This window comes from Streptomyces sp. DT190 (genome assembly GCF_049846985.1).
Classification (GTDB): domain Bacteria; phylum Actinomycetota; class Actinomycetes; order Streptomycetales; family Streptomycetaceae; genus Streptomyces.
This window is the reverse complement of record NZ_JBNCNM010000008.1, coordinates 190213-216262: the sequence shown is the minus strand read 5'-3', so window position 1 is coordinate 216262 and position 26050 is coordinate 190213. Positions and strand designations below refer to the sequence as shown.

Below are 26050 nucleotides of genomic sequence, written 5' to 3'. Positions count from 1 at the left end.
ATCCCGTCCGAACCGTGCGGAACTCATCAGACAAAACAGGACGGATACCGCTCACCTGCACCCTCCCCGAACAGGGGAGCCCAGGAAGCCAGTAACATGCGGCGCCATGAGTTCCCCCACTGGGCCCGCGGATGGCCTGCCCGTACGAATGCCGCGCCCCCGCCAGCCCGGACGGCACCGCCGTCCCGAGCCGCTGGTCGCTCCCGAGGGCGCGCCCGCGCTCGTCCTCGCCGTGCCGGGGACGCCCAGTAGCGCCACGCGCAGCCTCGCCGAGGAGGTCGTGAGCATCGCCCGCTCCGAACTCCCCGGCCTCGACGCCCGGATCGGGTACCTGGACGGGGACAACGCCGAGTTCCCCACGCTGCAGACCGTGCTCGTGCACACCGCCGAGGAGCGTACGGCCCGTTACGAGCAGGCTCGCGCCGCCGGTATGGACGTCAAGCAGCCCGACGGCCCCGTCGCCGTCGTCGTGCCGCTGCTGGCGGGGCCGGACAGCGCGCTGCTGCGCCAGGTCCGCCAGGCCCTCATGGAGAGCCGTGTCGCCGCCGAGCTGACGGACGTCCTCGGCCCGCACCCGCTGCTCGCCGAGGCGCTGCACGTGCGGCTCTCCGAGGCCGGTCTGGCCCGCGCCGACCGCGCCCGGCTGTTCACGGTGGCGACCGCGGCGGACGGCATCATCCTGGCCTCCGTGGGCGGTGACGAGGCCGTGCAGGCGGCCGGGATCACCGGCATGCTGCTCGCCGCGCGCCTCGCCGTGCCGGTGATGGCGGCGGCCCTGGACCAGGAGGGCTCCATCGCCTCCGTGGCCGAGCAGCTGCGCTCCTCGGGCTCGCAGCAGCTGGCCCTCGCGCCGTACCTGATCGGCCCGGAGATCGAGCCGGGTCTGGTGGAGGAGGCCGCGAAGGAGGCGGAGTGCTCCGCCTCGGAGTCGCTCGGCCCGTACCCGGCGATCGGGAAGCTGGCCCTGGCCAAGTACACGACGGCGCTGGGCATCTCGCCGCAGCAGCCGCAGGGCGCGCCGGTCCGCTGACGCTCCGGCACGACCGAAAAGGCCCGCTCCGGCTCGGAGCGGGCCTTCGTCGTGGGGGCGAGGGCGGAGTCCGTCGCCGGGGCGAGGCCGGAGACCCGTAGCCGGGCTGGGGCCCGAGGTCGGCCGCCGGGGCGAGGCCGGAGACCCGTAGCCGGGCTGGGGCCCGAGGTCGGCCGCCGGACGGGACCGAGGCCCGTGTGGGGCCGAGGCCCGTGTGGGGGGGGCGGGCCCGCCGCCGGACCGAGGCCGGAGGCCCGCCGCCAGGCCGCGGCCCAAGGTCCGCCGCCGGACAGGGACCGGAGGAACGCCGCCGAACCGGGGTCCGAAGTCCGTCGCCAGGCCGGGAGGCCCGTGGCCCGGCCGGGGACGAGGGTCCGTCGTCGGGGCCGTTCAGTCGAGGATCACGCAGGATGCCGCCGGCACCGGCACCGAGCCGCTCCGTCGCGGGATCCCCGTGTGCGGGTCGACGGCGAACCAGGTCACGTCGCCCGAGCGTTCGTTCGCGACGTACAGGAAGCCGCCGGACGCCGTCAGGGCGCGGGGCCAGTGGCCGCCGCAGGGGACCGTGGCGACGAGCCGCAGGACCTCGCCCTCGACCGCGAGCACGGACAGCACGTCCTCGCCGCGCGTGGCGGTCCACACGAAGCGGCCGTCGGCCGAGACGGCGATGCCCGACGGGTAGGCGTCCCCCGCCGGGGCGCCGGGCAGGACCGGGGTCTCGGTCAGCGGCGTCAGAACACCGTCGGCCGCGTCCCAGCGGCCGGCGGTGACGGTGGGGCTGAGCTCGTTGACGACGTAGACGCGCGTGCCGTCCGGGTGGAAGGCCAGGTGACGCGGCCCGGAGCCGGGCCGCAGGGCGGTTTCCCGGTGCAGGGCGAGCGCGCCGTCCGTCAGGGTGCACACCCGTACCGAGTCGGTGCCCAGGTCGACGCTGACGGCCCAGCGGCCGCTCGGGTCGGACTGCACCTGGTGGGCGTGCGGGCCTTGCTGCCGCGGGGTGTGAGGACCGGCGCCGGAGTGCCGGAGCACACCGGAGGCGGCCGGGGCGAGGGTGCCGTCGGGGTGCACGGGGACCGCGGTGACGCTGCCGGAGCCGTAGTTGGCGGTGAGGACGTGCCCGTCGAAGAGACCGAGGTGCGTGGGCCCGCTGCCGTCGACCGGCACGGGCGGACCGGCCGGCTCGGGCCGCTCCCCGCTCACGCGGTAGGCGGCCACCGCGCCCTGGGCCGTCTCACTGACCGCGTACAGCGTCCGCCCGTCGCGTGAGAGGGCCAGGTACGAGGGGTCGGGGACGTCGTCCACGCTGCTCAGCACGGTCAGCGCGCCGGTGGCGTCGACCTGTGCGGTCACGATGCCGGGACCGCCGGCCGCCGTGAACGACCCGATGAACGCCCGCTGCCGACCGCCGTCCGCCACCGCTGACCCCTCTCGCCCGTGTGCCGTGCCGTGCCGTCCCGGTGGACCGCGCAGCCGATCATGCGCGGTCTAGACCAACGGGTCAAGGTGCGGGGGCCGATCGGCGCAGGGGCCGATCAAGGGCCGTGGGCGCGGCCAGGAGCCGGGGAGCGGGGTCGAACCGACCCAGGCTGACGGCTCGGGCCGGCCCAGGGCGTCACAAGGAGTCCGGGGACGACACAGGGGCGCCTGCCGGTGAATGCCGTAGCTCGGTCCGCCCGTGCAGCGTCACTCGTCCGCGAACCCTGGCTTGATCCGCTCCGCGGTCTCCTGCTCACACGGCTGTCGGCCCGGGCACGCCCCCTGTCCGGAGACATGCCCTGGCCCGGGCGCGTACCGCTCCGGAGTTAGGAGAATCACCTTGCCCGGAAACTCACGCCCGGCAGACTCACGCCCCCACCAGCGGCGAACCCGACGGCGTGCGCAGGGGGCGGGCCAGTTCGGCCAGGGCCCGTTCCAGTCCGTGCAGGTGGGCCAGCGCCGGTTCCGTCACGGACGGCCCGTCCGCGTGGACGGCGATGTCCCGGCCCTCGGTCAGGGCCTCGACCGCCGCCTCCACGCGTCGGCAGGCCGTGGCGAGGCGGGCGTCGTGGGAGGCCTCCGGGTCGGCTGCGGCGGCGACCAGACCGCGGATCTCCCGGGCACAGTCGTCGAGGAGGTCGAGGACGTGCCGGGCCCGGCGCTTGCGGCCGAGCATCGGGTTCAGCGGGTGCACCAGCGGGGCGACCGACAGTCGCACCCGGGCCAGGAGCTGCTCCAGCTCGGCCACGCGCGGGGCCGGATCGGCGTCCGGCGCGCCGGCCAGCCGCCGGGCGGTTTCGACGGCGCAGGCGTGCACGCAGCGCAGGGCCCGCCGGATCCAGGCGTCGGTGACGCTGTGCGTGGTGACGGGCAGGACGAGGACGACGGCCAGCGCGGCGCCGAGGGCCCCGACGCCGGTCTCGGCGAGCCGCAGGGCGAGCAGGCCGGGGCTGAGCACGCCGAGGAGGCCGTAGAGCAGCCCGGCCAGCAGGGTGACCCAGAGCATCATCCAGGTGTAGGACACGGCGGCCGTGTAGAAGATGCCGAAGACGCAGAGGGCGGTGAGGGCGGCCGTGACGGCCGGGTCGCCGTGCACGGGCAGGGCGACGACCAGGCCGAGGGCGATGCCGATGACCGTGCCGAGCAGCCGGCGGAAGCCGCGGACCAGGGTCTCGCCGCGCGAGGTGGTGTTGACGAAGATCCACCAGGTGGCGCCGACGGCCCAGTACCAGCGCTGACCGGACAGCAGCTGCCCGACGACGAGCGCGAAGCCGGCTCCCGCGGTCGCCTGGATCGCCTGGCGGGTGGTCACCCGGGCCAGACCGGTACCGCCCGGCGGGGCGGGCACGACGGCCGGCGGCAGGCGGCGCTCGTAGCACCACAGGCCGAACCGCACCGCGGCCGCGGCCAGGACGGACAGCAGGACCGCCGCGTACAGCTCGGGCAGCTGGCCGGAGGTGGCGTGCAGGAACTGCGCAACGAAGAAGGTCATGAACGCGAACACGCCGAGGCTGTGCCCGCGCGGGCCCCAGCGGCGCGCGTACACGCCCGCGCCGACCACGGCGAGGAAGGTGAGGTCGCGGGCGACCGGGTGGTCGTGGAGCTCGGCCGCGGCGGTGAGCACGGGCAGGCCGACGGCGGGCAGCAGCACGGTGGTGACCGCCTGGCCGCGGACCGTGGCGTCGGTGACGGTGAACAGGGCGAGCAGGGCGGCGAGACCGCCGGTGACGGCCCCCGCGAGGGAGTGCCCGGCGAGAGCGCACAAGGCGACCGCGAGCGTGATGCCGAGCACGGCACGCGCGGCGAACCGCAACCGCGTCCGCCCCGGATCCGGAGCCGTGAACACCCTCTTCAGCACCGCTTACCGCCCCCTTCGCACCTGGATCAGGAGTGAGCATGAAAAAGGCGCCGCGGGGTCCGCAGCGCCATCGACGCCTCCATATCAGCACCTCGGGCACCAGTGGCTCAACAGGCTGCTCGTAGACTGGGCCATTGGTACAGCGAAGACGGCCGCGGTACGGCCGTCGCAGAGCCAACGGACGAGGAGGGCACGGCATGCCCGTGGACGAGCTCGACACCCGCATCCTGCGGCTGCTGCTGGAACAGCCGCGCACGAGCGTGCGGGAGTACGCCCGGATCCTCGGCGTCGCCCGGGGCACCCTGCAGGCACGGCTCGACCGGCTGGAGCGCGACGGTGTGATCACCGGTACGGCGCCGGCCCTCTCCCCCGCCGCCCTCGGGCACCCGGTGCTCGCGTTCGTGCACATCGAGGTCACGCAGGGGCACCTCGACGAGGTGGGTGACGAGCTGGCCGCGGTGCCGGAGATCGTCGAGGCGTTCTCGATCACGGGCGGCGGCGACCTGCTGGCCCGGGTCGTGGCGCGGGACAACGGGCATCTGGAGGACGTCGTCCAGAAGCTGATCAGCATGCCGGGGGTCGTGCGCACCCGCACCGAGGTCGCCCTGCGCGAGCGGGTGCCGCACCGGCTGCTGCCGCTGGTGGAGTCGATCGGCCGGTCGACCCGCCGATGATCCTTGAGACCATGACGGCATGAGCAAGCTCCGCGGAACATCGGTCATCTTCGATCTCGACGGAACGCTCGTGGACAGCGAGCCCCACTACTACGAGGCGGGCCGTCAGACCCTCGCCGCGTACGGGGTCCGGGACTTCACCTGGTCCGATCACGAGCGGTACGTCGGCATCAGCACCCGGGAGACGGTCGCGGACTGGAAGGACCGCTACGGGCTGCCCGCCACGGTGGAGGAACTGCTCGCCGCGAAGAACCGCCGCTACCTGGAGCTGGCCCGCAGCGCCGCGCGCGCCTACCCGGAGATGCGCATGTTCGTCGAACTGCTGGCGGCCGAGGGCGTCCCCATGGCCGTGGCCTCCGGCTCGTCCCCGGAGGCCATCGCGGCGGTGCTCACCGGGACGGGGCTCGACGCGCATCTGCACACCGTGGTCTCCGCGGACGAGGTCGCGCACGGCAAGCCGGCCCCCGACGTCTTCCTCGAGGCGGCCCGCCGGCTCGGGGCCTCCCCGGCCGACTGCGTGGTCCTGGAGGACGCCGCCCCGGGCGCCGCCGCCGCGCACGCGGCGGGGATGCGGTGCATCGCGATCCCGTACGTCCCGGCACAGGCGGACGCGCCGGAGTTCGCCACCGCGGGCCTACTCCTGCGGGGCGGGCAGGCGGAGTTCCGCGGGCAGGCGGTCTTCGACTGGCTGTGCGGGACGGCGTAGCCCGGAGCGGAGAACACCGTGGACGGCGTGCCTCAAGCACCGCAGGCGCAGGCCCGCAGACGCAGGGCCGCAGGCGCAGGCCCGCAGGCGCGGGGCCAGAAGGGGCAGCGCGACGTCGCCCCGCCCACCCCCTCAGCTCCGCGCACCTTAAGCGCGGAGGTCCGCTGCCCGGTGCCGTCGCGTCGCACGCGCCGGGTAGCGGACGTCACACGAAAATCTTTACGGCAGAAGTGATTGTTTCGCTCCTGTCATCCGTACCCCTGGGTGTTGGGCCGTTCACATCCCAGGAGGCACGATGCGCATCTCGCGCAGCACGGCAGGAACCGCGTTCGTGGGCGGTGCGTTGATCCTTACGCTCTCCGCGCTCGCCTACCCCAGCATGCTGGGCGTGCAGAACGCGGCTTCCGGCCAGGACCGCATCATCGCCAACACTCAATGGGGTCCGCTGACCGAGGCCGACCGCGACTTCGTGGTCCGTGTGCGCGCGGCGGGCCTGTGGGAGTACCCGCTCGGGCAGATGGCGATGACGAAGGGCACGACACCGGCGATGAAGGAGGTCGCCAAGCACCTGCTGGTGGGACACGGCCGCCTCGACGCGTCGTGCCGCAAGCTCGGCACCGACCTGGGCATCACCCTGCCGAACGAGCCCTCCCCGCAGCAGCAGCAGTTCGTGGCGACGGCGGAGGGCGCCACCGGCAAGGAGTTCGACTCGACGGCGGTGACGATCATGCGCGTCGCACACGGAGCCATCTTCCCGACCGTCGCCAAGATCCGGGCGACGACCCGTAACAGCCTCGTGCGGGAACTCGCCGACCAGACCAATGACACCGTGCTCGACCACATCACGATCCTGGAGAAGACCGGCCTGGTCAACCACGAGCAGGTCGCCTTCCAGATCACCGCCCCGGCGAAGCTGCCCCAGGACCAGACGACGCCGCCGCCTCCGCAGGCGGGCGCGCCGGTCCGGGTGCTGCCGGTCCCCGAGGACCTGAAGGACTTCCAGACCGTCGCCCCCAACCCGTCGTTCGCGGCGCAGCCGCAGCCCGCTCCCTCGGCGGGATAGGCAAGGGCGAGGACAGCCGCGGGCGGCCCGGGTCGCCCGCGAGGTGAGGGTCCCCGCCGCTCGGGACGGAGTCGCCGGGGGTGGAAGTCGCCGGGCGGGGTCCCAGTCGGCGGTCCCGGCAGCCTACGAGCGGCGGCGGGGCCGGCCCCGCTTGGCACCGCCCTTGGATGCGCCGCCCTTGGATGCGCCCCCCTTCGAGGTGCCGCCCTTCGAGGTGCCGCCTGCGGCACCGCCGCGCCGGTTCGCACCGGGCTTCCCGGCCGCCGCCGGCTTGCGGCGGACTCCGTCCTTGGACGCCTTGTCCGTACGCCCGTCCTTGCCCGCCTTGTGCGTGCGCCCGTCCTTGTCCGCCGGGGGCTGCGTGCGGCCCCGGGTGCTGTTGACCGTGCGGCCGCGGACGATGCCGATGAAGTCCTCCACCTGGTCGGTCGTCGCCTCCTCGGGCCAGGACAGGGCGACGGTCGACTCGGGGCCGTCCTTGAGGGGCCGGTGCGCGAGGTCCTTGCGGTGGTGGAGGCGGGCGAGCGACAGCGGGACGACCAGGACGCCGATGCCCGCCGCGACGAGCTCGATCGCGTCGGCGGTGGTGGCGGGGCGTTCGAGGGCCGGCCGTCCGGGGAGCCCTCGCTCCCAGTCGAGGACGTCGTCGAGGGGGTGCAGCACGATGTCGTCGGACAGATCGTCCGGCATCACCTCGTCGACCGCCGTGACCAGGTGGTCCTTGGGGACGACGACGACCGTCTGCTCGGTGTAGAGGGGGATCGCGCTGAAGACCGTGCGGTCCACGGGCAGCCGGAGAAGGCCCGCGTCCGCCTCCCCGCCCCGCAAGCGTTCGGCCGCGGCCTCGGCGGGCACCTGCGTGAGGGTCAGCGGGACGTCGGGATGCCGCCCGTTCCAGACGCGCACCCACTTGTCGGGCATCACCCCGGGGACGTACACGAGCCGGAACGAGGGGGAAACTTCCGAGCCTGTCACCTGGCCAGGTTACCGGCCGTGGTCAGGCGTCGTGCACACGCTCGATACGCTGGATGCCATGACGTCGCACCAGAGCACCCAGACGATGAAGCCCGCCACCGCGGCGAAGAAACTGGGTGTGTACCTCGAGGCCACCCCCGCCGAGTTCCGGGAGGGTGCCGTCTCACGCGCCGAGCTGAACGAGCTCCAGGCGAATCCGCCGCAGTGGCTGCAGGACCTGCGGCGCAACGGCCCGCACCCCCGCCCCGTGGTCGCCGCGAAGCTCGGCGTCTCCATCGCGGGCCTGGCCCGCGGGGGTGTCACCGAGGCCCTCACCACCGAGCAGATCGAGGCACTGAAGCAGGAGAGCCCCGAGTGGCTGGTGCGGGAGCGCGCCACCCAGGCCGAGGTCCGCAAGGAGGCGGCCCGCATCAAGAAGAAGCACGCCGAACGCGACGACTGAACTCGCCGCTCGTCCCGGACGGCCCCCACCGGACTCTCAGGTGGGGGCCGTTGCCGTGTCCGGCCGCCGCATCCGGGTCCTGGCGACCCCTGACGTGCCCGAGGTTGACCGGGCCCTTTCGGTCCAGCTCCGTCGCGCGTCTCCTTTCGACCGGGACATGCCCGACATAAACGCCAGCCCGCGCCACCCCTTCCAGCCCGTAGAAATATCTACGACCATGGCTGTGACCGGGCGGCACGCGGAACCCCGCGGGTCACCGGCCCGTGTTCCGCGCGCGCCACCGCGGCGCCGCCGACTGTGCCTGGGGTGGCCATGCAGAGCGTCATGTGGAAGCAAGCCGTCGAGTGGCTCGCCGCGGCCGCCACGGACCCCCAGGAGTGCAAGCGCGAGTGGGACTACGGCACGGGCACGGCGCTCGTGGAGGCCGGGCGGTACTGGGACGTCCTCAGCGTGCCCGACCGGCTGGGTCTGCTCGCGCTGGATCTGCTGTGGCGCGACCCGTTGGGGGTACCGGGCCCCACCCTGGTGGACTCCGCCGCGCGCAGAGTGGGGTTCTTCCTGCCACCGGATCCCGTCAGCGAGTGGGTGGGGTTCGGGGTCCGGCACCTCGGCCGGGGTTCCTGGGTCGCCGTACCGCCGCCGTACCGGCCCGCCGGCCGTCTGGAGTGGCTCGTCCCGCCGGACGGCACCGGTGCGCTGCACGCGCCCGGCACCCTGGAGTCGGCTCTGCGCGAGGCCACCGGCACGCTCGCCGTGCTGGCACCGGTCAGCGCGGAGCCGGTGGTGCCGGACGGCTGGTAAGAGGCACGCCCGAGGTCATGGGCCCGCCGGAGCCCTCAGCCGAGCGCCCGCAGGGAACTGCTGGCGGCCTGATCCACACGACCACGTGTCGCAGCTCCCCGTTGAAACCGCCGTGGTAGTGGGCCTTACGCCCGTGGCGGGACGGCAGGCGAGCTCAGAGCTGGGTCTCGCCGCCGTCCACGGCCAGCTCGACGCCGGTGGTGTACGTGGCATCAAAGGCGAGGAACGCGGCCGCCTCGGCGAACTCTTCGACGGTGCCGTAGCGCTTCATGGGGTTGCTCGCGGTCCGCTCCGCCCTGAACTGGTCAGCGGCCTCTTTGGGCAAGTTCATCGTTTCCAGAATGCCCGAGTCGATGGGGCCCGGGCTGATCGCATTGACACGGATTCCCCGCGGAAGCAGCTCCCGGGAGAAAGTACGGGCCATCGAGCGAAGCGCCGCCTTGCCGGCCGCATAGACGCTGGTGTCCACCATGCCGATGACGTTGGCGATCGAGGTGGTGAGGACGATGCCGGCGTTCGCGCTCAGCAGCGGAGCGAGCTTCTGCACAGTGAAGAAGGCGCCCTTGACGTTGATCGCGAACAACTCGTCGTACACGTCCTCGGTCGTCGACTCGAGGGGCGTGAGGGGTGAGATGCCGGCATTGACGAACAACGCCTCGACCGAGCCGAGCTCGCTCTGTACACGCCCGGCGAGCATGTCCAGGTCGGCCAGTGAGGCCACATCCGCCCGGACGGTCACGGCATTCTCGCCGAGCCGCTCGCGTGCCGCGTCGAGCTTGGCCTGAGAACGGCCGGTGACCACCACACGGGCTCCGCCTCGCACCAGCAGCTCCGCCAGCGCGAGCCCCATGCCGCTGCTGCCACCCGTGATCACCACGTTCTTGTCGCTGTAGTTGCCCATACCTAGGTCGCCCCGTTCCATCATCAAAAACATGTCGACATATCCGGGTGTCGCCATTCACGAAGCGAATGAGCCGAGGGTTTCGATCCTCATGTCGCCTGTGGTGACCGTGCGGATGTGCTCGCTGGCGAGCAGGTCGTGCGGATTTCCGAGGTCGATGGAGCTGACCTCGTCAAGGCGGGCGAGCTGGGAAGGAGTGAGGTCGACCTGCAGAGCACCCAGGTTGTCCTCCAGCTGCGCGATGGTGCGGGCGCCGATGATGGGGGCCGTCACGCCAGGGGCGTTCAGGGTCCAGGCCAGTGCGACCTGGGCGGGTGTGCGGCCCAGCTCCGAGGCCACCTCCTTCACCACATCGGCAATGGCGAGGTTGCGGTCGGTGACCCATCCCAGGGCGACGTTAAGGCTCTTGCGGTCGCCGGCGGTCTCGCCGGCGACGGAGCCCGCCTGGTTCTGGTCCTCCCGGCTGTACTTGCCGGTGAGCACCCCGCCGCCCAACGGGGAGAAGGGGACCACGCCGAGTCCCATCTCGCACGCCATCGGGATCAGGTCACGCTCCGCGGTGCGCTCGATCAGGCTGTACTCGGTCTCCAGTGCGACCAGAGGCGACCAGCCGCGCAGGTCGGCGATCGCCTGCATGCGCGACACCTGCCAGGCCGGGGCGCTCGAGATCGCCACGTACAGCACTTTGCCCTGCCTCACCAGGTCGTCCAGGCTCCGCAGGATCTCCTCCACCGGCGTCCTGAAGTCCCATACGTTCACGTAGAGCAGATCGATGTAGTCGGTGTCCAGCTGTCGCAGACTGGCTTCCACCGACGCCAGCATGCTCTTGCGGTGGGTACCCCCGGAGTTCGGGTCCCCGGGCTGACGCAGCGTCGAGTACTTCGTCGCCAGCACCATCTTGTCGCGGTCGGTGCGGGCGAATTCGCCGAGCAGCCGCTCGGAGCTGCCGTTGGTGTAGGTGCTGGCGGTGTCGAAGAAGTTGCCGCCGAGCTCGGTGTAGCGCTCGAAGAGCTTGCGCGCCTCGTCGCGTTCGGCGCCCCAGCCCCACTCGGTGCCGAAGGTCGCCGTGCCCAGCGCCAGCGGTGAGACCCGGAGTCCGGAACGGCCCAGCAGCCGGTAGGTGTCGAGAGTGAGTGCCATCGTGTTCTCCTGCGAGGTGCGGTTCGTGGCGTTCGTAAGGTGCGGATCGGTGTGGCCGGCCAGCCCGGGTTTCAGGCGCCGAGTCCGTAGCCGCCGGCCACGGTGAGGTCCTGGCCGGTGATGTAGCCGGCGGCGTCCGAGGCGAGGAAGGCGACTGCTTCCGCGACGTCCTGGCTGGTTCCGAAGCGCCGGAAGGGGATCTTCGAGCGCATGGCGTCCCGGCCGCTCTCGGGCACCCCCAGCTTGCCGAGCAGTGGGGTGTCGGTGGCCCCGGGGCTCACGGCGTTGACGCGAATCCTGCGCGGGGCCAGTTCGAGCGCGAGGGAGGGCAGCATGGCGAGCAGCGCGCCGCGTGTCGCCGCTCCCACCGTGGCGCCAGGGGTGCCGCGGCGGGATCCGATCCCGACGGTCAGCACGATCGAGCCGCCGTCGTTCATGAGGGGAAGGGCCTTCTGGAGCGTGAAGTACTGGCCCTTGAAGTTGAGGTCGGCGTGCTCGTCGAACGATTCCTCCGTCACCTCGGCAACCGGTGCCGGACGGAATATCCCGGCGTTGAGGAAGAGCAGGTCCAGCGATCCGAACCGCGCGGACACCGCCGCCATCAGGGCGTCGGTGTCGGAGAGCACGCGCCCGTCGGATCGGACGACGAGCACGTCACCGGGGAGCTCGGACTGCGCCCGCGCGACGGATTCGGGATTCTGTCCGGTGACCGCGACCCGGTAGCCGCGGGCGTGCAGCAGCTGGGCCGTCGCTCTGCCGATCCCGGTCGTCCCCCCGGTGATGAGAGCTGTGGGCATGGCAAACCTTTCGTCGCTGAAGCGATGCGTGAGGCCACCCGTAATCGGGGACCTCCCCGTTTGCCTCACCGTACACTGAACCGGGGACATCCCCGAATCGTTCCCGAGCCTCATCCAGCACTCACGATCGCGAAGGTCATGACACCTCCACGCAGCACCCTGCGCGCCGACGCGCAGCGCAACCGCGAGCAGTTGATCGCCACGGCCGCCGAAGCCTTCGCCTCCGGACGCCCGATCTCGCTGGACGCGATCGCCAAACGCGCGGGAGTGGGGAACGCCACCCTGTACCGGCACTTCCCCACCCGAGAGGATCTGGTCGAAGAGGTCTACCGGGACCAGATCCGCCCCTTGCGCGAAGACGCGCGCACCCTGCTGGCCACCAAGCCGCCCGCAGAGGCCCTCCACGCGTGGATGCTCCGATTCGCCGACTGGGCCGGCGAACGACGCGGCATCTGCGAGGCCCTGGTCGCCATGAGCGCTTCCGGCCGCTTCGGCACCGGACCGGTCTGCGACGAGGTCCAGCAGGTCCTGGCGATGGTGCTCGAGGCCGGCGCCACAGCAGGAGAACTGCGCAGCGACATCGACCCGGTCGAGGTGGGCGGCATCCTCGCCGGTCTGCTCTCCGTGGCCGGCGCACCCGAGCAGCGCCCCCAACTGAACCGCATGCTGGACATCGTCGTCGACGGACTCAGGCCCCGCTGAGCGATACGCCAGGGGGAGGCGGCGAGGCGTCGGCCCATGCCGGACGGCATGGCTGCGGCAGTGGTGGTCGTGGCGCCCGGCATCGGTGAGGACAGCGTGGACACGCCCCAGGTCAGGTCTGGATCGTCGATCGCGGTGAGGGGGAAGACGGGAGACCTCGCGCCTCGGCGGGCGGGTCAGCGGCACCATGGCGAGTCACAGGCGCGCCGGAAGTCCGGCAAGTGAACCTCGAAGCTGAACCGCTGCGCCTGCCGATCACTGTGCCGTCGGCCCTCGCGCCCGCTCCAGTCCCGAGCCTCACCGTGCGCTACATGTCCGTTCGCCGCAGCTATACGCGAACAGGGCCGGGCCGGTCCGCGGCCGGGTGGAGCCCGCAGACCGCGACCGGGCCCAGGTGCGGGCCGGTCGTCCACGACGGGACGGCGGTCCAGGTCTCGCTCTCGGTCGGCGCGGCGAAGGAGACCCACTGGCCGTCGCGGTGCTCCGGCACGGTGTGGCCTCTCGCCTCCCACTCGGCCACCAGGGCCGCGTAGATCGGCGGGTGGCCCGCGTAGGCGCTGGTGATCTCGGCGTACGGACGGGGCGCGGCGTCGTTCCGGGGAAGGCGCCGCGCCGTGTCAGTGCTGTCCATGCCAGGGCAACGGGCCGCCGCGCGCCGGTGGTACGCGGGTGGGACGCCGTCCGTCGGGTCGAGTGAACCCGTCACCCGGACGGCGGCACCCCGGCACCGGACAAACATCCAGTCAGGCGGTCGCCCGTTCAGAGCAGAGGTCGATTCCCGGCCGTTCGGCCGCTTTCGAGCCACCGGCACGGGCAGCGGCCGCTTCCGGCCGTGCCGGGCTTCTCGACCGGGCCGGGCGCATCCGGTAACACTGACTCACGCCGAGAACCGGTACGACGGCAGGGAGAGGCCATGTCACAGCGCCCTGACCTCCAACAGCGCAGGGCCGTGCTGGAGCACGAGTGGTCCCGCTGGGTGCCGCGGCTGAGCGTCCCCGGCACCCGGCCGGGCGGCACCGCCGCGCTGCGCCACGAGGTGACCGAGTCCTGGGCGCGTTCACTGATCAGCGTGGACCCCGGCCGGGACAGCGCCCCGGTCACCGACGGGGGCCCGGTCCACCGGCGCTGGACGTCCTCACCGCTGTACCGGCCGGTGTCCGAGCTCGCCGGCGAACTGCGCAGCATCGCCGAGGACGCCGGGTTCGTCACGGCCGTCACGGACGAGTCCGGCACCATCCTGTGGACCTGCGGCGGGGCGACCATGCGCCGTCGCGCCGAGCGCGTCAACTTCGCCCCGGGCGGCCGCTGGGACGAACAGGCCATGGGCACCAACGCCCTCTCCCTCGCCCTGCGCACCGGCCGCCCCAGCTCGGTCTTCTCGGCCGAGCACCTGGTGTCGGCCCTGCACGGCTGGGTCTGCTACTGCGCCCCGGTGCACGGCCCGGACGGCCGCGTCCTCGGCGTCCTGGACCTGTCCACCACCTGGGACCGCTCGCACCCGCTGGCCATGTCGACCGTACGGACGCTGGTCTCGACGATCGAGGCCCGTCTCGGCACGGCTGCGGTGGCGTCCCGGCCGGGCCGGCTGCGGCTGACCTGCCTGGGCGCCGAGCACGCCGTGCGGGAGGGCCGGCAGCTCGCCCTGCGCCCGCGGCAGGTGGAGATCCTCACCCTGCTGGCCCTCGAACCCGACGGCTTCTCACCGGAGCGGCTGCGCGCCGCGCTGTACGGCGACCGGCCGGTCACCGCGTCCACCTTCAAGGCGGAGGTCTCCCATCTGCGCCGCGCGCTCGGCGGCGGCGTCTCACCCCGCCGCTACGCCCTCACCACCCCCGTGTCCTGCGACGCCGTGGAGGTGCTGCGCGCGCTGGAGCAGGGCGACACGGACACCGCCCTGCGTCTGTACGGCGGCCCGCTGCTCCCCCGCTCCGAGGCGCCCGGCATCGAGGAGTGGCGCACCCGCCTCGACGTGGCCGTACGGGAGGCCGCACTGGCGAGCACCCGCCCCGAGCACGCCCTGCGCTACGGCGAACGGGCCCCCTACGACGCGGAGATCCACGAGCACGCGCTGCGGCTGCTGGGCCCGGAGGACACCCGCCGGGCGCTCGCGGCGGGCCGGCTGACGACGGCGCTGCGCGACTGACGCCACGGCCCGCCGCGGGCGCCAACCTTGCGCCAACCTCCCGGGAGCACAGTGAGGGCGTCACGACGGCGTGGCCGTCACCCGCCCTGCCCCGAGGAGAGCCGCCATGGTGTACGCGCAGCCAGGAACCGACGGCAGCATCGTCAGCTTCGCCCGGCGCTACGACAACTTCATCGACGGCGACTGGGTGGCCCCCGTGGAGGGCCGCTACTTCGAGAACCCGACTCCCGTGACCGGCAAGGTCTTCTGCGAGGTGGCCCGTTCCTCCGCGGCCGACATCGACCTCGCCCTGGACGCCGCGCACCGGGCGGCCGACGCGTGGGGCCGCACGTCCACCACGGACCGCGCGAACATCCTCAACCGGATCGCGGACCGCATCGAGCAGCATCTGGAGAAGATCGCGGTCGCGGAGACCTGGGAGAACGGCAAGCCGGTCCGCGAGACGCTGGCGGCGGACATCCCGCTGGCCGTGGACCACTTCCGGTACTTCGCCGGTGTGGTCCGCGCGCAGGAGGGCAGCATCGCGGAGATCGACGCCGACACCGTCGCCTACCACTTCCACGAGCCGCTGGGCGTGGTCGGTCAGATCATCCCGTGGAACTTCCCCATCCTGATGGCCGCCTGGAAGCTGGCGCCCGCGCTGGCCGCCGGCAACTGCGTCGTCCTCAAGCCGGCCGAACAGACCCCGGCCAGCCTGCTCTACGTCGTCGAGCTGATCGCCGACCTGCTGCCGCCCGGCGTGCTCAACGTCGTCAACGGCTTCGGTGTGGAGGCGGGCAAGCCGCTGGCGTCCAGCCCGCGGGTGGCGAAGGTGGCGTTCACCGGCGAGACCACGACCGGCCGCCTGATCATGCAGTACGCGAGCGAGAACATCATCCCCGTCACGCTGGAACTGGGCGGCAAGAGCCCCAACATCTTCCTGCCCGACGTGACGGCCGCCGACGACGACTTCCTGGACAAGGCCGTCGAGGGCTTCGTGATGTTCGCCCTCAACCAGGGCGAGGTCTGCACCTGCCCGTCCCGGGCCCTGATCCCCTCGTCGATCTACGACGACTTCATGGCCCGCTGTGTCGAGCGCACGAAGGCCATCGTCGGCGGCGACCCGCTGGACCCGGCCACGATGATCGGCGCGCAGGCGAGCAACGACCAGTACGAGAAGATCCTTTCCTACCTCGACATCGGCAGGAAGGAGGGCGCGGAGGTCGTCACGGGCGGCTCCTCCCGGACGGTCCCGGGCCTGGAGGGCGGCTACTACATCGAGCCGACCATCTTCCGCGGCACCAACGACATGCGCATCTTCCAGGAGGAGATCTTCGGCCCGGTCGTCTCGGTCACCACCTACGACTCGGTAGACGAGGCCCTGAAGATCGCCAACGACACGCTGTACGGCCTCGGAGCGGGCGTCTGGACCCGCGACGGCAACACGGCGTACCGCCTGGGCCGCGAGATCAAGGCCGGCCGCGTCTGGACCAACTGCTACCACGCCTACCCGGCCCACGCGGCCTTCGGCGGCTACAAGAAGTCGGGCATCGGCCGCGAGAACCACAAGATGATGCTGGACCACTACCAGCAGACGAAGAACCTGCTCGTGTCGTACTCGGCGAAGAAGCTGGGCTTCTTCTGACACCTCACGGGGGCGAGGCGGGCGGCACGCCATGACCGCAACTCCCCTGTTGTGGCGGAGAGTTGGGCGGCCTCATGCACCGGGAACGGCAGTTCCGTGCCGGCCGGGGCCGTGTCTCCGAGGCGCAGCGTGGACGACGCGTGCCGCCCGGGCGGTCCGGGAAGCCGGCGTCAGCCGGAGCGGCGTACCCGGGCCGCCTTGCGGGCCTCCGCGAGCTTGCGGGCCTCGCTGTTCTTGCGGGACGCCCTGCCGCCGGAGCCGCCCTTGGGGTCCTTGCTGTTGCCCAGGCCGCGGAACGGGACGTTGTGGTTCTTGGGGCGCGGCACCGCCGGCCCGCCGTCCAGAGGTGTGCCGGACGGGGTCCTGGCACCGGTGATCCGGCTCAGCTCCGCCTCGCCGGAGCGCACTTTGGCGACCCGCGGGACGACGTCGGCGTCCGCCAGGACCTGACTCGTCTCGCGGCGCTGCGCCGACAGGACGAGGGTCACGACGGTGCCGGAGCGGCCGGCCCGGGCCGTGCGGCCGGCGCGGTGCAGATAGTCCTTGGGGTCGGTGGCCGGGTCGACGTTGACCACGAGGTCGAGGTCGTCGACGTGCAGGCCGCGTGCGGCGACGTTCGTCGCCACGAGTGCGGTGACCTGCCCGTCCTTGAACTGGGCCAAGGTCCGGGTGCGCTGCGGCTGGGCCTTCCCGCTGTGCAGGGCGGCGGCGGCCACACCGCTGGCCCGCAGGTGCCGCGTGAGCTGGTCGACGCCGTGCTTGGTGTCCAGGAACAGCAGGACGCGGCCGTCCCGGGCGGCGATCTCCGTGGTCACGGCGTACCGGTCCGGGCCGTGCACGACGAGGACGTGGTGCTCGATGGCGGGGACCGCGCTGGACGAGGGGTCCACGGAGTGGACGGCGGGGTCGCGCAGGTAGCGCTGCACCAGCTGGTCGACGTCGCGGTCGAGGGTGGCGGAGAACAGCATCCGCTGCCCGTCGGGGCGCACCTGGTCCAGGAGCTCGGTGACCTGCGGGAGGAACCCCATGTCGCACATCTGGTCGGCCTCGTCCAGCACGACGATGCGGACCCGTCCCAGCCGGCAGCCCTTGCGTTCGACGAGGTCGTGCAGCCTGCCCGGGGTGGCGACGACGATCTCGGCGCCGTCGCGCAGTGCGGCGGCCTGCCGGGCGATGGACACGCCGCCGACCACGGTGGTGAGCCGCAGTCCCAGCGCCTGCGCGTACGGCGTGAGCGCCTCACCGACCTGCTGCGCCAGTTCCCTGGTGGGCACCAGCACGAGCGCCAGCGGCTCCTTCGGCTGCGCGTGCCGGCCCGCCGTCCGGGCGAGCAGGCCGAGGCCGAAGGCGAGCGTCTTGCCGGATCCCGTGCGGCCGCGGCCCAGCAGGTCCCGTCCCGCGAGCGCGTCGGGCAGTGCCGCCGCCTGGATCGGGAAGGGCACCGTCACCTCGCGTTCGTCGAGCGTGCGCAGGATGCCGGCGGGCAGCCCCAGTTGCGCGAAGGACACCGCGGTGGGCACGGCCGTGGCGTCGGTGGGTGCTGTGTCGCTCACGATGAGCCTTCCTCCGAGGGGACCGTACCGAGGAAGGCGCGGCGGGGACGCGGCCGCCGGCCGGGGGCACCGAAGGGGCACCGGCACGGCGACGCTGCAAACGGGCAACGTTAGCACGGGGCGCGCCGCCGGGTCCCCGGCCGGTCCGGCCGCCGCGGCAGCACGCTTCATGGGAGTTTCGTGGGAGTCTCCGCCCCTCCGAGCGCCCCCGGTGAGATCGCCGCAGGTCACGAGCGTGCCGTTGTCATGAGGCGCACATGTTCGTCCAGCTCCGGCTCAAACCGGTCCTCGACAGTGGGCTGCGCACACGGGTCCTCGTGTGCCTCGCTGTCACCGGATCGGAGTCTCGATGATCGAAGTGCAGGGTCTGACGAAACGCTACGGCGACCTCCTCGCCGTGGACGATCTGACGTTCACGGTCCGGTCCGGGGCGGTGACCGGTTTCCTGGGGCCCAACGGCGCCGGCAAGTCGACCACGCTGCGCATGGTCCTGGGCCTGGACGCCGCCACGTCGGGCACCGCTCTCGTGGGCGGGCGGCCGTACGTCCGGCAGCCCGCCCCGCTGAAGGCGGTCGGGGCGGTGCTGGACCCGGGGGCGGTGCTGCCCGGCCGCAGCGCCTGGCACCATCTGCTGGCGCTCGCGGCCGGCAACGGCATTCCGCGCGGCCGGGTCGCCGAGGTGCTGGCGGAGGTCGGGCTGGAGAAGGCGGGCCGGCGCCCGGCGGGGACGTACTCGCTGGGCATGCGGCAACGGCTGGGTATCGCCGCGGCGCTGCTGGGTGATCCACCGGTGCTGGTCTTCGACGAACCGCTCAACGGGCTGGACCCGGAGGGCATCGTGTGGATCCGCGCCCTGATGCGGAAGATGGCCGCCGAGGGACGCGCGGTGCTGATGTCCAGCCATCTGATGAGCGAGATGGAACTGACCGCCGACCATCTCCTCGTCATCGGGCGCGGGAAGCTGATCGCCGACATGACGATGAAGGACTTCATCGCGGCGCACTCCGCCCGCGAGGTGGTGGTGCGCAGCCCGCAGGCCGAGGTCCTGCGCGGCCTGCTCGTCACCGCGGCGCAGGTACGGGCCGAAAACGCCGACACGCTGGTCGTGACCGGTCTGGAAGCCGCCGAGATCGGGGCCGTGGCAGCGGCCGCCGGCGTGGAGCTGCACCAACTCGCCCCGCGCCAGGAGTCGCTGGAGAAGGCGTTCATGAAGCTGACCCGCGACGCGGTGGAGTACCGGGCGGAGAAGGAGACGGGCCGATGAGCCGCACCACCACGCAGCCGTCCGCCACACCGGCGACGCGGGGACGCATGCGGCGCCCCGCCCAGGGACGCATGCGGCGCCTCCGGGCGGCCGGGGGCCGGGCACGGGACGGCAGGACGACCTTCCGGCACAGCCTGCACGCCGAATGGATCAAGATCCGTACGATGCGGTCGACGCTGTACCTGGTGCTGGGCACGCTGGCGTTCACGATCGGGCTGGCGTCGCTGAGCGGCTCGGCCGCCGGCAGCGACTTCGCGTCCATGAGCCCGGCGGACCGCGGGGCGTTCGATCCGCTGGCCACCAGCCTGCGCGGCTATCTGCTGGCGCAGATCGCGCTGGGGCTGCTGGGCGGCCTGGCCGTCACCTCCGAGTACGGGGCGCGGACCATCGTGCCCACCCTCACGTCGGTGCCGCACCGGGCGCGGGTGCTGGCCTCCAAGGCCGTGGTGCTGGTGGGCGTGGCGCTGCCGGTCGGGATCGTGGTGTCGCTGGCCGGGTTCCTGGCCGGGCAGGCGGCGCTGTCCGGGGCGGGTGCCCCGCATCTGGCGCTCTCCGACGGCGTGGCCCTGCGCGGCATCGTCGGCGGCGGCCTGTATCTGGCACTGGCGGGGCTCTTCGGGCTGGCTCTGGGCACGATGATCCGCTCCACCACCGCGACGGTGACCACCCTGTTCGGCGTGATGCTGATCGTCCAGGCCTTCGCTCCGGCGCTGCCCGGCGGGATGAGCGACTGGGTGTCGACGTACTGGCCGCCGATCGCCGGCGGGCAGATCGTCACCAGTGTGCGGGATCCTGAACTGCTGGGCCCCTGGGCCGGGCTGGGCGTGATGGCCGGGTGTGTGACGCTCCTGACGGCGGCGGCGTTCGTCGTCTTCCGCAGGCGCGACGCGTAGCGGGACGGGACAGTGAGGGCGGAGGACCATCGATTGAGGACGGGTGCCGTGACGACGCAGCGACTGCTGGTGGTGGAGGACGAGCCGACGCTGCGGGAGCTGCTGTCCGCCAGCCTGCAGCTGGCCGGCTTCGAGGTGAGCGCGGCCGAGACGGGCGCCCAGGCCCTGGACGCGGTCCGTGACCAGCGCCCCGACCTGATCGTCCTGGATGTGATGCTGCCGGACTTCGACGGGTTCGAGGTCGCCCGCCGGCTGGGCCGTGAGCGTCCCGGGGCCGGCGGGCGCGAGCACCCGCCGATCCTCTTCCTCACCGCCCGGGACGCGACCGAGGACCGGATCAGCGGTCTGCGGGCCGGCGGCGACGACTACGTCACCAAGCCCTTCAACCTGGAGGAGCTCGTCCTGCGCATCCAGGCCGTGCTGCGCCGCACCAGCGGCCACCACCGTGGCGGACTGCTGGTCGTCGACGACCTGGAGCTGGATCCCGGCAGTCATCAGGTGACCCGCTCCGGTCGCCCCGTCCGGCTGTCGCCCACCGAGTTCAGCCTGCTGCGCGTGCTGATGGAGAACGCGGGGCAGGTCCTGTCCCGGGATCAGCTGCTGGACCAGGTGTGGCACTACGACTTCGACGGGGACGACTCCATCGTCGCCTCCTACATCAGCTACCTGCGCCGCAAGATCGACACGAGTGAGCCGAAGCTGATCCACACGGTGCGCGGCACCGGCTACGTGCTGCGCAGGCCGCGCGCATGAGTGCCGCTGTCCCGTCGGGGCCGGTCGGCCGTCTGTCGCTGCGGGGGCGGGTGGTGTCCCTCACCTTGCTGCTCGTCGTCGCCGCGCTGCTCGCCAGCAACGCGCTGCTGGTCACGCTGTTGCAGCGGCAGCTGGTCGAGCAGCTGGACGCGAGGCTGCGCACCGCCGCCACGGTGCTCGCGCGGCTGCCGTCGGCGCCGGCAGCCGGGGAACGGCAGGCGGAGGCGCGCGGCGCCGCGGAGGGGGAGCTGACCGGTGAGGTGTTCGTCGCCCACCTCGACGGCCGGGGCCGCGTCCGGCACACGCTGCGTGTGGCCACCGACAGCGCCCCGCGGCTGCCGGTGCTCGACCGCGCGGCCGTCGAGGCCCGCGCCGGGCGCCCCTTCCAGGTGCCCGCGAGAGGCGGTGGCGACGCGTGGCGGGTGATCGCGGTGCTGCCGGACGGCGCCGGCCGCCCGGACGCGGCGCCCGGCGCCGTGGTGGTGGCCGGTTCGCTGGCGCCCGTGCATGCCACGATCCGGCACCTGGGCGTGTCGATGCTGGTGATCGACTCTCTGGTGCTGGTGCTGCTGGGCGTCGTCGCCTGGTTCGCCGTGCGGGCCGGGCTGCGGCCGCTGCGGCGCGTCGAGACGACGGCGGCGGCCATCGCGGGCGGGGACCTCTCCAGCCGTGTCCCGCAGCCGGCCGCCACCCACACCGAACTGGGCCGTCTGTCGGCCGCGCTGAACGGCATGCTGGAGCGGATCGAGGCCGGGGACGCGGCCAGGGCGGCCACCACCGAGCGCATGCGCAGCTTCATCGCGGACGCCAGCCACGAACTGCGCACCCCCCTGTTCGGGATCAAGGGGTTCACCGAGCTGTACCGGATGGGCGGCATGCCCGAGCGCACGGACGTCGACGCGGCGATGAGCCGTATCGAGGGCGAGGCGGCGCGGCTGGTGCGCCTCGTGGAGGATCTGCTATTGCTGGCCCGTCTCGACGAACAGGCCGCCGCCGACGCGGGGCTGACGCTGCATCTGACCCCGATGGACCTGCGCACCCTGGCCGCGGACGCCCTGCACGATCTGCGGGCCCTGTCCCCCGAGCGCCCCGTCACACTGACCGGACCCGGCGGTGGCCCGCCCGGCCGTGCCCCGGTGCTCGGGGACGAGGCGCGCCTGCGGCAGGTGACGTCCAACCTGGTCGGCAACGCGATCGCCCACACCCCGCCCGGCACGCCGGTGCGCATCGGCGTGGGGACGCTGGAGGGTCAGGCGGTCCTCGAACTCGGCGACGAGGGGCCGGGGATGAGCGCCGAGCAGGCCGCCCACGTCTTCGACCGCTTCTACCGCGCGGACACCGCCCGCGGCCGCACGGCGACCGGCGGTGCGGGGCTCGGCCTGTCCATCGTGCACTCCCTGGTGAGCGCGCATCACGGCCGCGTCGAGGTCGACACCGCCGTCGACAAGGGCGCCACCTTCCGGATCCGGCTGCCGCTGCACGCCGACAGCCCGGTCACCGGTTCCTGACCGCTTCGGTCACCGGTTCCCGACCGTTTCCCCCTGACAGCCACGCCCCCCGGCTTGGCGCGAGGTCCGGGCCGGGGCCCAGAACCGGGCGGTGAGGGTTGCCGGGTCCACGCGACCGGAGCCACCAGCGTGGAGGGCGATCCGGTCGTACCCGGATTCAGTATGTTGACATAGGTTTCTCTGCATAGGTAACGTGCGGGCGTGACCGGAAGCAGCGAGGCTCGTGAGAGCCGGGACGTCGACCAGGTGGCCGCCGGCCTCGTGGCCTGCCTGCCCGCGCTGAACCGGCAGCTCAAGCAGCTCATCGACCGGGAGCTGCCCTATCCCAAGCTGCCCGAGCGGCAGTTGGCCCTGCTGCAGTACGTCGCCGAGCACGACGGCGCCACCGTCCACAAGGCCGCCGACGCGCTGCGCATGATGCCGAACAACGTCAGCGCCCTGGTCACCCGCCTCACCGAGGCGGGCCTGCTGGAGCGGCATCAGGACGACACCGACAAGCGGGTGGCGCATCTGTGCGTCACCGCTCTGGCGCGCCGGCGCATCGGCGAGGTGGAGAAGATCGCGGCGGCGCAGCTCGCGCCCGCGCTGCGCCACCTCACCGACGGCGACCTCGACGCCCTCGGCTCGGCGCTCGGCGCCCTCGGGGCTCTCTCCCGGCGCCTGCGCGACCGGTCCGCCTGACCAGTCCGGCTGACCAGTTCGCCTGACCAGTTCGCCGGACCGGTCCGGCTGACCGGTCCGGCTGACCGGTCGGTTCGCCGCTTCCCCCAACCGCCCCGCCGCTGCCGCGGTGAGGCCGGATCTGCCGCCCACGCCACTCCCCCGCCCCTGCCGCCGACACGGCGGGGGCAGGTCTGCCGCGCCGGTGCGCAGCTTTCCCTTCCGTCCACGCGCCCCCCACCGCGCGCCCCATGTACCGAGGACAACTCACCCGTGTCTGTCACCGCTGTCTCCACAGCGCCCACCCCCGCGTCCGGACCGCGCTCCGGCGGGCCGCGCGCCAACCCCTGGCTGACGCTGGTCGCCGTCGCCTTCGGCCTGTTCATGGTCGGCCTCGACGGTTCCGTCGTCTCGATCGCCAATGCCGAGATCGCCCGCGACCTGAACGCCACCACCGCCGAACTGCAGTGGGTCACCAACTCGTACCTGCTGGCCCTCGCCGCCACGCTCATCCTCGGCGGCAAGCTCGGCGACCGCTTCGGACGCCGCACCCTCTATCTGATCGGTGTCGCCGGCTTCACCGTCGCGTCCGTCGCGATCGGCCTCGCCGGATCGATCGAGGGCGTCATCGCCTTCCGCGCCGTGCAAGGCGTGTTCGGCGCGATGCTCATGCCCAACACCCTCGCGCTGCTGCGGGCCGTGTTCCCGCCGCGCAAGTTCGGCATGGCGGTCGGCATCTGGGCGATGATCTCGTCCGTCTCCACCGCGCTCGGGCCCATCGTCGGCGGACTGCTCGTGGAGCACGTCGACTGGGAGTCCGTCTTCTACATCAACGCCCCCATCGGCGTCATCGCCCTCGTCTTCAGCCTGCTGGTCCTTCCGCAGTCCAGGAACGAGGCGGCGGCGGGCCGGCGCTTCGACGTTCCCGGTGTCGTGCTGCTCGCCCTCGGGCTGCTCGCCGTCGTCTTCGGTGTCGTCAAGGGCGAGACGTGGGGCTGGACTTCGGCCGGCACGCTCGGCGCGATCGCCGGGGGTGCCGCCGTCCTGGTCCTCTTCGGCTGGTACGAGACCCGCGTCGCCCACCCACTGCTGCCGATGCGCCTGTTCCGCAACCCGGCCCTGACGATCGGCACGGTCGTCACCGCGCTGAACTTCTTCATCCTGCTCGGCGTGATCTTCTTCGTGATGCTGTACCTGCAGAACGTGCGCGGCTTCACCCCCGTCGAGTCCGGTGTGCGCACCCTGCCGCTGAGCCTCGCCTCCATGGTGGCCTCGCCGCTCGGCGCCAAGCTCACCGAGCGGTTCGGCCCGCGCCTGACGATGCCGCTCGGCATGGTGCTCCAGGCCGGTGCCGCGTTCACGATGCTCGGGTGGAGCGCCGACTCGTCGTACCACGCCCTCTGGCCGCCCTTCATCGCGCTCGGCCTCGGCGTCGGCATGGTGATGTCCGCGTCCTCCGACGCGATCGTCGGCAACGCCCCCGTCCAGGACGGCGGCATCGCGGGCGGCCTGCAGGCCACCTCGCTCCAGGTCGGCGGCGCGCTCGGCACGTCGGTGCTGGTCTCGCTCATCAGCAGCCGCGTCGGCGCCACGCTCACCGGTTCGCTGACCGACGCGGGCGTGCCGCACGCGACGGCAGCGCGCTTCGAGGAGGCGAAGGACGCCGTCGCCATGGGCGTCGCCCCGGTCTCGGAGGGGATGCCGGCGCAGCTCAGGGCCGCCGTGGCCGAGGGCAGCCACACCGCCTTCATGAACGGCGTCCACACCGCCGTCCTCGTCACCGGCGGCCTCGCCCTCGTCGGCGCGGCTCTCGCGGTGCTGGGTCTGCGCGGCCGGAGCGAGGCGAACGGAGCGGAGGTGCCGGACCCGGCCGGCACCGGCCACTGACGTTCCGCCCTCCCCGCGGACCGCGGACGCCGCCGTCACGAACCCGTGGCTCGGCGGCGTCCCGGTCCGCTGCCGCACCCTCGGCACCACCGGCGCCCGTGGCCGGACGCTGCTCTGATCTCCTTGCCGCAGGCGGCAGTTGGCCGTGCGCCGCACCACGCCGGCGCTGTGTGCGCGCCCGGCCCGCCGAAGGGCCCGCGGCCCCGGGCGATTGAATCGCCAACTGTCCGCGCTGCGGTGGCGTGCGGCGTTCCGGCGGCCGAGAATGAAGAGAAGCAACTCTGCAATGGACCGCGCCGCTTGCCAGAACTCGGACAGTGCCATGACAGATCTAGGCTTCGTGGGCCCGAGTCGGCCCGCCAACGACTACAGATTCCTGAGCGTCACCGACGGCGACACCCCGAACATCGCCATGGCGATCCGGATGGTGTCCATCGACACCCCCGAGAGCGAGTTCGGCGGCGCCCCCGCCACCGCCCAGGCCGCTCTGGACCGCACCCGGACGCGGCTGCAGGACGGTACCTACGACGCGCTCCCGCAAGGCCTGCGGGACCACCTCGTCTCCCGGATCACCCCCGACGCCGCACAGCGGCACCAGGCGGCGGGCAAGGCGGCCGCCGAGGTCCACGCCGACATGGTGGCCACGCGCCTGACCCGCCCCGACGGCTCCCAGCGCAAACTGGCCGTGATCGCCACCGGCGAGCTCGTCGAGAGCAACGGCCGCCTGCTGGCGTACACCGCGCCCTGGTTCGGTGGCGGTGCCTCGGATCCGCTGCCGCCGCGCGACGACCCGCGCCGGCGCACGTTCAACCTGGACATGGTGGCCCTCGGGTGGGCGGCGACCTTCCTCATCTACCCCTCCATACCGTCCGCCACCGATCTGCGGCTGCTGCTGGACGAGGCCGACGCCGCCTGGACCCAACAGCTGGGCGCCTGGGCCGACTTCGGGCAGGACCTGCTGCTGGGCTACGAGTACCGGGCCTGCGTCAAACTCGGTGCGCGCGAGGTGACCGACCCCGCCAAGACCATCGGGCAGGCCTACCAGCGCGTCTGCGTGGACCTGCGGACGCTGACCGAGGTGGGCCTGTACGGCTACCACGCCGTGCCGCCCCAGCACCGCCTGTGGATCTGGGAGGACGACCTCGAACGGGCCCGACAGGACCTGCCGATCACGGCCTGAGGGAGAGGGGCTTACGAAGG

At 72.7% G+C, this 26050-nt stretch carries 24 protein-coding genes; 16 read left to right on the top strand and 8 right to left on the bottom strand.

Going from position 1 to position 26050, the window contains the following annotated elements; all coding sequences use genetic code 11:
- Positions 1-106 precede the first annotated feature (106 nt).
- On the top strand, positions 107-1030 hold the full coding sequence (locus ACPXCS_RS17080) for a sirohydrochlorin chelatase (protein WP_425949212.1): 924 nt from the start codon (positions 107-109) through the stop codon (positions 1028-1030).
- A gap of 390 nt (positions 1031-1420) precedes the next feature.
- On the opposite strand, the gene ACPXCS_RS17075 is transcribed toward ACPXCS_RS17080, so the two are convergent.
- Positions 1421-2446 (bottom strand): lactonase family protein, encoded by a 1026-nt coding sequence (locus ACPXCS_RS17075; RefSeq protein WP_425970983.1) that lies wholly within the window; start codon positions 2444-2446, stop codon positions 1421-1423.
- Between the two features lie 427 nt (positions 2447-2873).
- Complete coding sequence (locus tag ACPXCS_RS17070) at positions 2874-4364, bottom strand: FUSC family protein (protein ID WP_425949216.1); 1491 nt, start codon at positions 4362-4364, stop codon at positions 2874-2876.
- A 197-nt stretch (positions 4365-4561) separates the two neighbouring features.
- Between ACPXCS_RS17070 and ACPXCS_RS17065 the strand changes: the two genes are divergently transcribed.
- From ACPXCS_RS17065 to ACPXCS_RS17055, 3 genes are all read left to right on the top strand, one after another.
- A complete protein-coding gene (locus ACPXCS_RS17065) occupies positions 4562-5038 on the top strand; it encodes an Lrp/AsnC family transcriptional regulator (protein ID WP_425949217.1) in 477 nt (158 codons plus the stop codon).
- A 19-nt stretch (positions 5039-5057) separates the two neighbouring features.
- On the top strand, positions 5058-5744 hold the full coding sequence (locus ACPXCS_RS17060; protein ID WP_425949219.1) for an HAD family hydrolase: 687 nt from the start codon (positions 5058-5060) through the stop codon (positions 5742-5744).
- Positions 5745-6039: 295 nt separating this feature from the next.
- The gene (locus ACPXCS_RS17055; protein ID WP_425949221.1) at positions 6040-6807 is read left to right on the top strand and encodes a DUF4142 domain-containing protein; all 768 of its coding nucleotides are present in this window, start codon (positions 6040-6042) and stop codon (positions 6805-6807) included.
- Between the two features lie 123 nt (positions 6808-6930).
- On the opposite strand, the gene ACPXCS_RS17050 is transcribed toward ACPXCS_RS17055, so the two are convergent.
- Complete coding sequence (locus tag ACPXCS_RS17050; protein ID WP_425949222.1) at positions 6931-7782, bottom strand: LysR substrate-binding domain-containing protein; 852 nt, start codon at positions 7780-7782, stop codon at positions 6931-6933.
- A 58-nt stretch (positions 7783-7840) separates the two neighbouring features.
- Here ACPXCS_RS17050 and ACPXCS_RS17045 point away from each other — a divergent pair, with 58 nt between their 5' ends.
- Together ACPXCS_RS17045 and ACPXCS_RS17040 are read left to right on the top strand one after the other, a co-directional pair.
- Positions 7841-8224 carry a DUF5997 family protein gene (locus ACPXCS_RS17045; protein WP_425949224.1) on the top strand — a complete coding sequence of 128 codons (384 nt, stop codon included), beginning with the start codon at positions 7841-7843 and terminating at the stop codon, positions 8222-8224.
- 312 nt (positions 8225-8536) lie between these two features.
- A complete protein-coding gene (locus ACPXCS_RS17040; RefSeq protein WP_425949277.1) occupies positions 8537-9025 on the top strand; it encodes a hypothetical protein in 489 nt (162 codons plus the stop codon).
- Between the two features lie 154 nt (positions 9026-9179).
- Here the strand turns inward: ACPXCS_RS17040 and ACPXCS_RS17035 are convergent, their stop codons facing one another.
- The 3 genes from ACPXCS_RS17035 to ACPXCS_RS17025 form a co-directional block, all read right to left on the bottom strand.
- Positions 9180-9926: an SDR family oxidoreductase gene (locus ACPXCS_RS17035; protein ID WP_425949278.1), complete on the bottom strand. Its 747-nt coding sequence runs from the start codon at positions 9924-9926 to the stop codon at positions 9180-9182.
- Between the two features lie 57 nt (positions 9927-9983).
- Entirely contained in the window at positions 9984-11066 is a 1083-nt protein-coding gene (locus ACPXCS_RS17030) for an aldo/keto reductase (RefSeq protein ID WP_425949226.1), read from the bottom strand.
- Between the two features lie 71 nt (positions 11067-11137).
- Positions 11138-11863 carry an SDR family oxidoreductase gene (locus ACPXCS_RS17025; RefSeq protein ID WP_425949228.1) on the bottom strand — a complete coding sequence of 242 codons (726 nt, stop codon included), beginning with the start codon at positions 11861-11863 and terminating at the stop codon, positions 11138-11140.
- 138 nt (positions 11864-12001) lie between these two features.
- Between ACPXCS_RS17025 and ACPXCS_RS17020 the strand changes: the two genes are divergently transcribed.
- Complete coding sequence (locus tag ACPXCS_RS17020) at positions 12002-12565, top strand: TetR/AcrR family transcriptional regulator (protein ID WP_425949229.1); 564 nt, start codon at positions 12002-12004, stop codon at positions 12563-12565.
- 328 nt (positions 12566-12893) lie between these two features.
- On the opposite strand, the gene ACPXCS_RS17015 is transcribed toward ACPXCS_RS17020, so the two are convergent.
- Complete coding sequence (locus ACPXCS_RS17015) at positions 12894-13196, bottom strand: hypothetical protein (protein ID WP_425949231.1); 303 nt, start codon at positions 13194-13196, stop codon at positions 12894-12896.
- A 282-nt stretch (positions 13197-13478) separates the two neighbouring features.
- Between ACPXCS_RS17015 and ACPXCS_RS17010 the strand changes: the two genes are divergently transcribed.
- Positions 13479-14708, top strand: a complete 1230-nt coding sequence (locus ACPXCS_RS17010; protein WP_425949233.1) for a GAF domain-containing protein — start codon at positions 13479-13481, stop codon at positions 14706-14708.
- 106 nt (positions 14709-14814) lie between these two features.
- Positions 14815-16332, top strand: coding sequence for an aldehyde dehydrogenase (gene adh / locus ACPXCS_RS17005; protein WP_425949235.1), 1518 nt, complete (start codon positions 14815-14817; stop codon positions 16330-16332).
- Between the two features lie 170 nt (positions 16333-16502).
- Here the strand turns inward: adh and ACPXCS_RS17000 are convergent, their stop codons facing one another.
- Positions 16503-17885: a DEAD/DEAH box helicase gene (locus ACPXCS_RS17000; protein WP_425949237.1), complete on the bottom strand. Its 1383-nt coding sequence runs from the start codon at positions 17883-17885 to the stop codon at positions 16503-16505.
- 349 nt (positions 17886-18234) lie between these two features.
- Here ACPXCS_RS17000 and ACPXCS_RS16995 point away from each other — a divergent pair, with 349 nt between their 5' ends.
- The 7 genes from ACPXCS_RS16995 (at position 18235) to ACPXCS_RS16965 (ending at position 26030) form a co-directional block, all read left to right on the top strand.
- Positions 18235-19149 (top strand): ABC transporter ATP-binding protein, encoded by a 915-nt coding sequence (locus ACPXCS_RS16995; protein ID WP_425949239.1) that lies wholly within the window; start codon positions 18235-18237, stop codon positions 19147-19149.
- Entirely contained in the window at positions 19146-20042 is an 897-nt protein-coding gene (locus tag ACPXCS_RS16990) for an ABC transporter permease (protein WP_425949241.1), read from the top strand. Before ACPXCS_RS16995 ends, ACPXCS_RS16990 begins: the two co-directional genes overlap by 4 nt.
- A gap of 48 nt (positions 20043-20090) precedes the next feature.
- Positions 20091-20795, top strand: a complete 705-nt coding sequence (locus tag ACPXCS_RS16985) for a response regulator transcription factor (RefSeq protein WP_425949243.1) — start codon at positions 20091-20093, stop codon at positions 20793-20795.
- Positions 20792-22303, top strand: coding sequence for an ATP-binding protein (locus ACPXCS_RS16980; protein WP_425949245.1), 1512 nt, complete (start codon positions 20792-20794; stop codon positions 22301-22303). Before ACPXCS_RS16985 ends, ACPXCS_RS16980 begins: the two co-directional genes overlap by 4 nt.
- A 201-nt stretch (positions 22304-22504) precedes the next feature.
- The gene (locus tag ACPXCS_RS16975; protein ID WP_425949247.1) at positions 22505-22984 is read left to right on the top strand and encodes a MarR family winged helix-turn-helix transcriptional regulator; all 480 of its coding nucleotides are present in this window, start codon (positions 22505-22507) and stop codon (positions 22982-22984) included.
- A gap of 252 nt (positions 22985-23236) precedes the next feature.
- Positions 23237-24850, top strand: a complete 1614-nt coding sequence (locus ACPXCS_RS16970; RefSeq protein WP_425949248.1) for an MFS transporter — start codon at positions 23237-23239, stop codon at positions 24848-24850.
- A gap of 322 nt (positions 24851-25172) precedes the next feature.
- On the top strand, positions 25173-26030 hold the full coding sequence (locus tag ACPXCS_RS16965) for a hypothetical protein (protein WP_425949250.1): 858 nt from the start codon (positions 25173-25175) through the stop codon (positions 26028-26030).
- The last annotated feature ends 20 nt before the right edge of the window (positions 26031-26050 follow it).

Excerpts from the sequence above, each read along its gene's own strand:
- ACPXCS_RS16995 (WP_425949239.1), top strand. The coding sequence starts at position 18,235 with ATGATCGAAGTGCAGGGTCTGACGAAACGCTACGGCGACCTCCTCGCC.
- adh (WP_425949235.1), top strand. The coding sequence starts at position 14,815 with ATGGTGTACGCGCAGCCAGGAACCGACGGCAGCATCGTCAGCTTCGCC.
- ACPXCS_RS17010 (WP_425949233.1), top strand. The coding sequence starts at position 13,479 with ATGTCACAGCGCCCTGACCTCCAACAGCGCAGGGCCGTGCTGGAGCAC.
- ACPXCS_RS17040 (WP_425949277.1), top strand. The coding sequence starts at position 8,537 with ATGCAGAGCGTCATGTGGAAGCAAGCCGTCGAGTGGCTCGCCGCGGCC.
- ACPXCS_RS17030 (WP_425949226.1), bottom strand. The coding sequence starts at position 11,066 with ATGGCACTCACTCTCGACACCTACCGGCTGCTGGGCCGTTCCGGACTC.
- ACPXCS_RS17020 (WP_425949229.1), top strand. The coding sequence starts at position 12,002 with ATGACACCTCCACGCAGCACCCTGCGCGCCGACGCGCAGCGCAACCGC.
- ACPXCS_RS17080 (WP_425949212.1), top strand. The coding sequence starts at position 107 with ATGAGTTCCCCCACTGGGCCCGCGGATGGCCTGCCCGTACGAATGCCG.
- ACPXCS_RS16965 (WP_425949250.1), top strand. The coding sequence starts at position 25,173 with ATGACAGATCTAGGCTTCGTGGGCCCGAGTCGGCCCGCCAACGACTAC.
- ACPXCS_RS17035 (WP_425949278.1), bottom strand. The coding sequence starts at position 9,926 with ATGGGCAACTACAGCGACAAGAACGTGGTGATCACGGGTGGCAGCAGC.
- ACPXCS_RS17025 (WP_425949228.1), bottom strand. The coding sequence starts at position 11,863 with ATGCCCACAGCTCTCATCACCGGGGGGACGACCGGGATCGGCAGAGCG.
- ACPXCS_RS17015 (WP_425949231.1), bottom strand. The coding sequence starts at position 13,196 with ATGGACAGCACTGACACGGCGCGGCGCCTTCCCCGGAACGACGCCGCG.
- ACPXCS_RS16990 (WP_425949241.1), top strand. The coding sequence starts at position 19,146 with ATGAGCCGCACCACCACGCAGCCGTCCGCCACACCGGCGACGCGGGGA.
- ACPXCS_RS17065 (WP_425949217.1), top strand. The coding sequence starts at position 4,562 with ATGCCCGTGGACGAGCTCGACACCCGCATCCTGCGGCTGCTGCTGGAA.
- ACPXCS_RS16980 (WP_425949245.1), top strand. The coding sequence starts at position 20,792 with ATGAGTGCCGCTGTCCCGTCGGGGCCGGTCGGCCGTCTGTCGCTGCGG.
- ACPXCS_RS17055 (WP_425949221.1), top strand. The coding sequence starts at position 6,040 with ATGCGCATCTCGCGCAGCACGGCAGGAACCGCGTTCGTGGGCGGTGCG.
- ACPXCS_RS17060 (WP_425949219.1), top strand. The coding sequence starts at position 5,058 with ATGAGCAAGCTCCGCGGAACATCGGTCATCTTCGATCTCGACGGAACG.
- ACPXCS_RS17045 (WP_425949224.1), top strand. The coding sequence starts at position 7,841 with ATGACGTCGCACCAGAGCACCCAGACGATGAAGCCCGCCACCGCGGCG.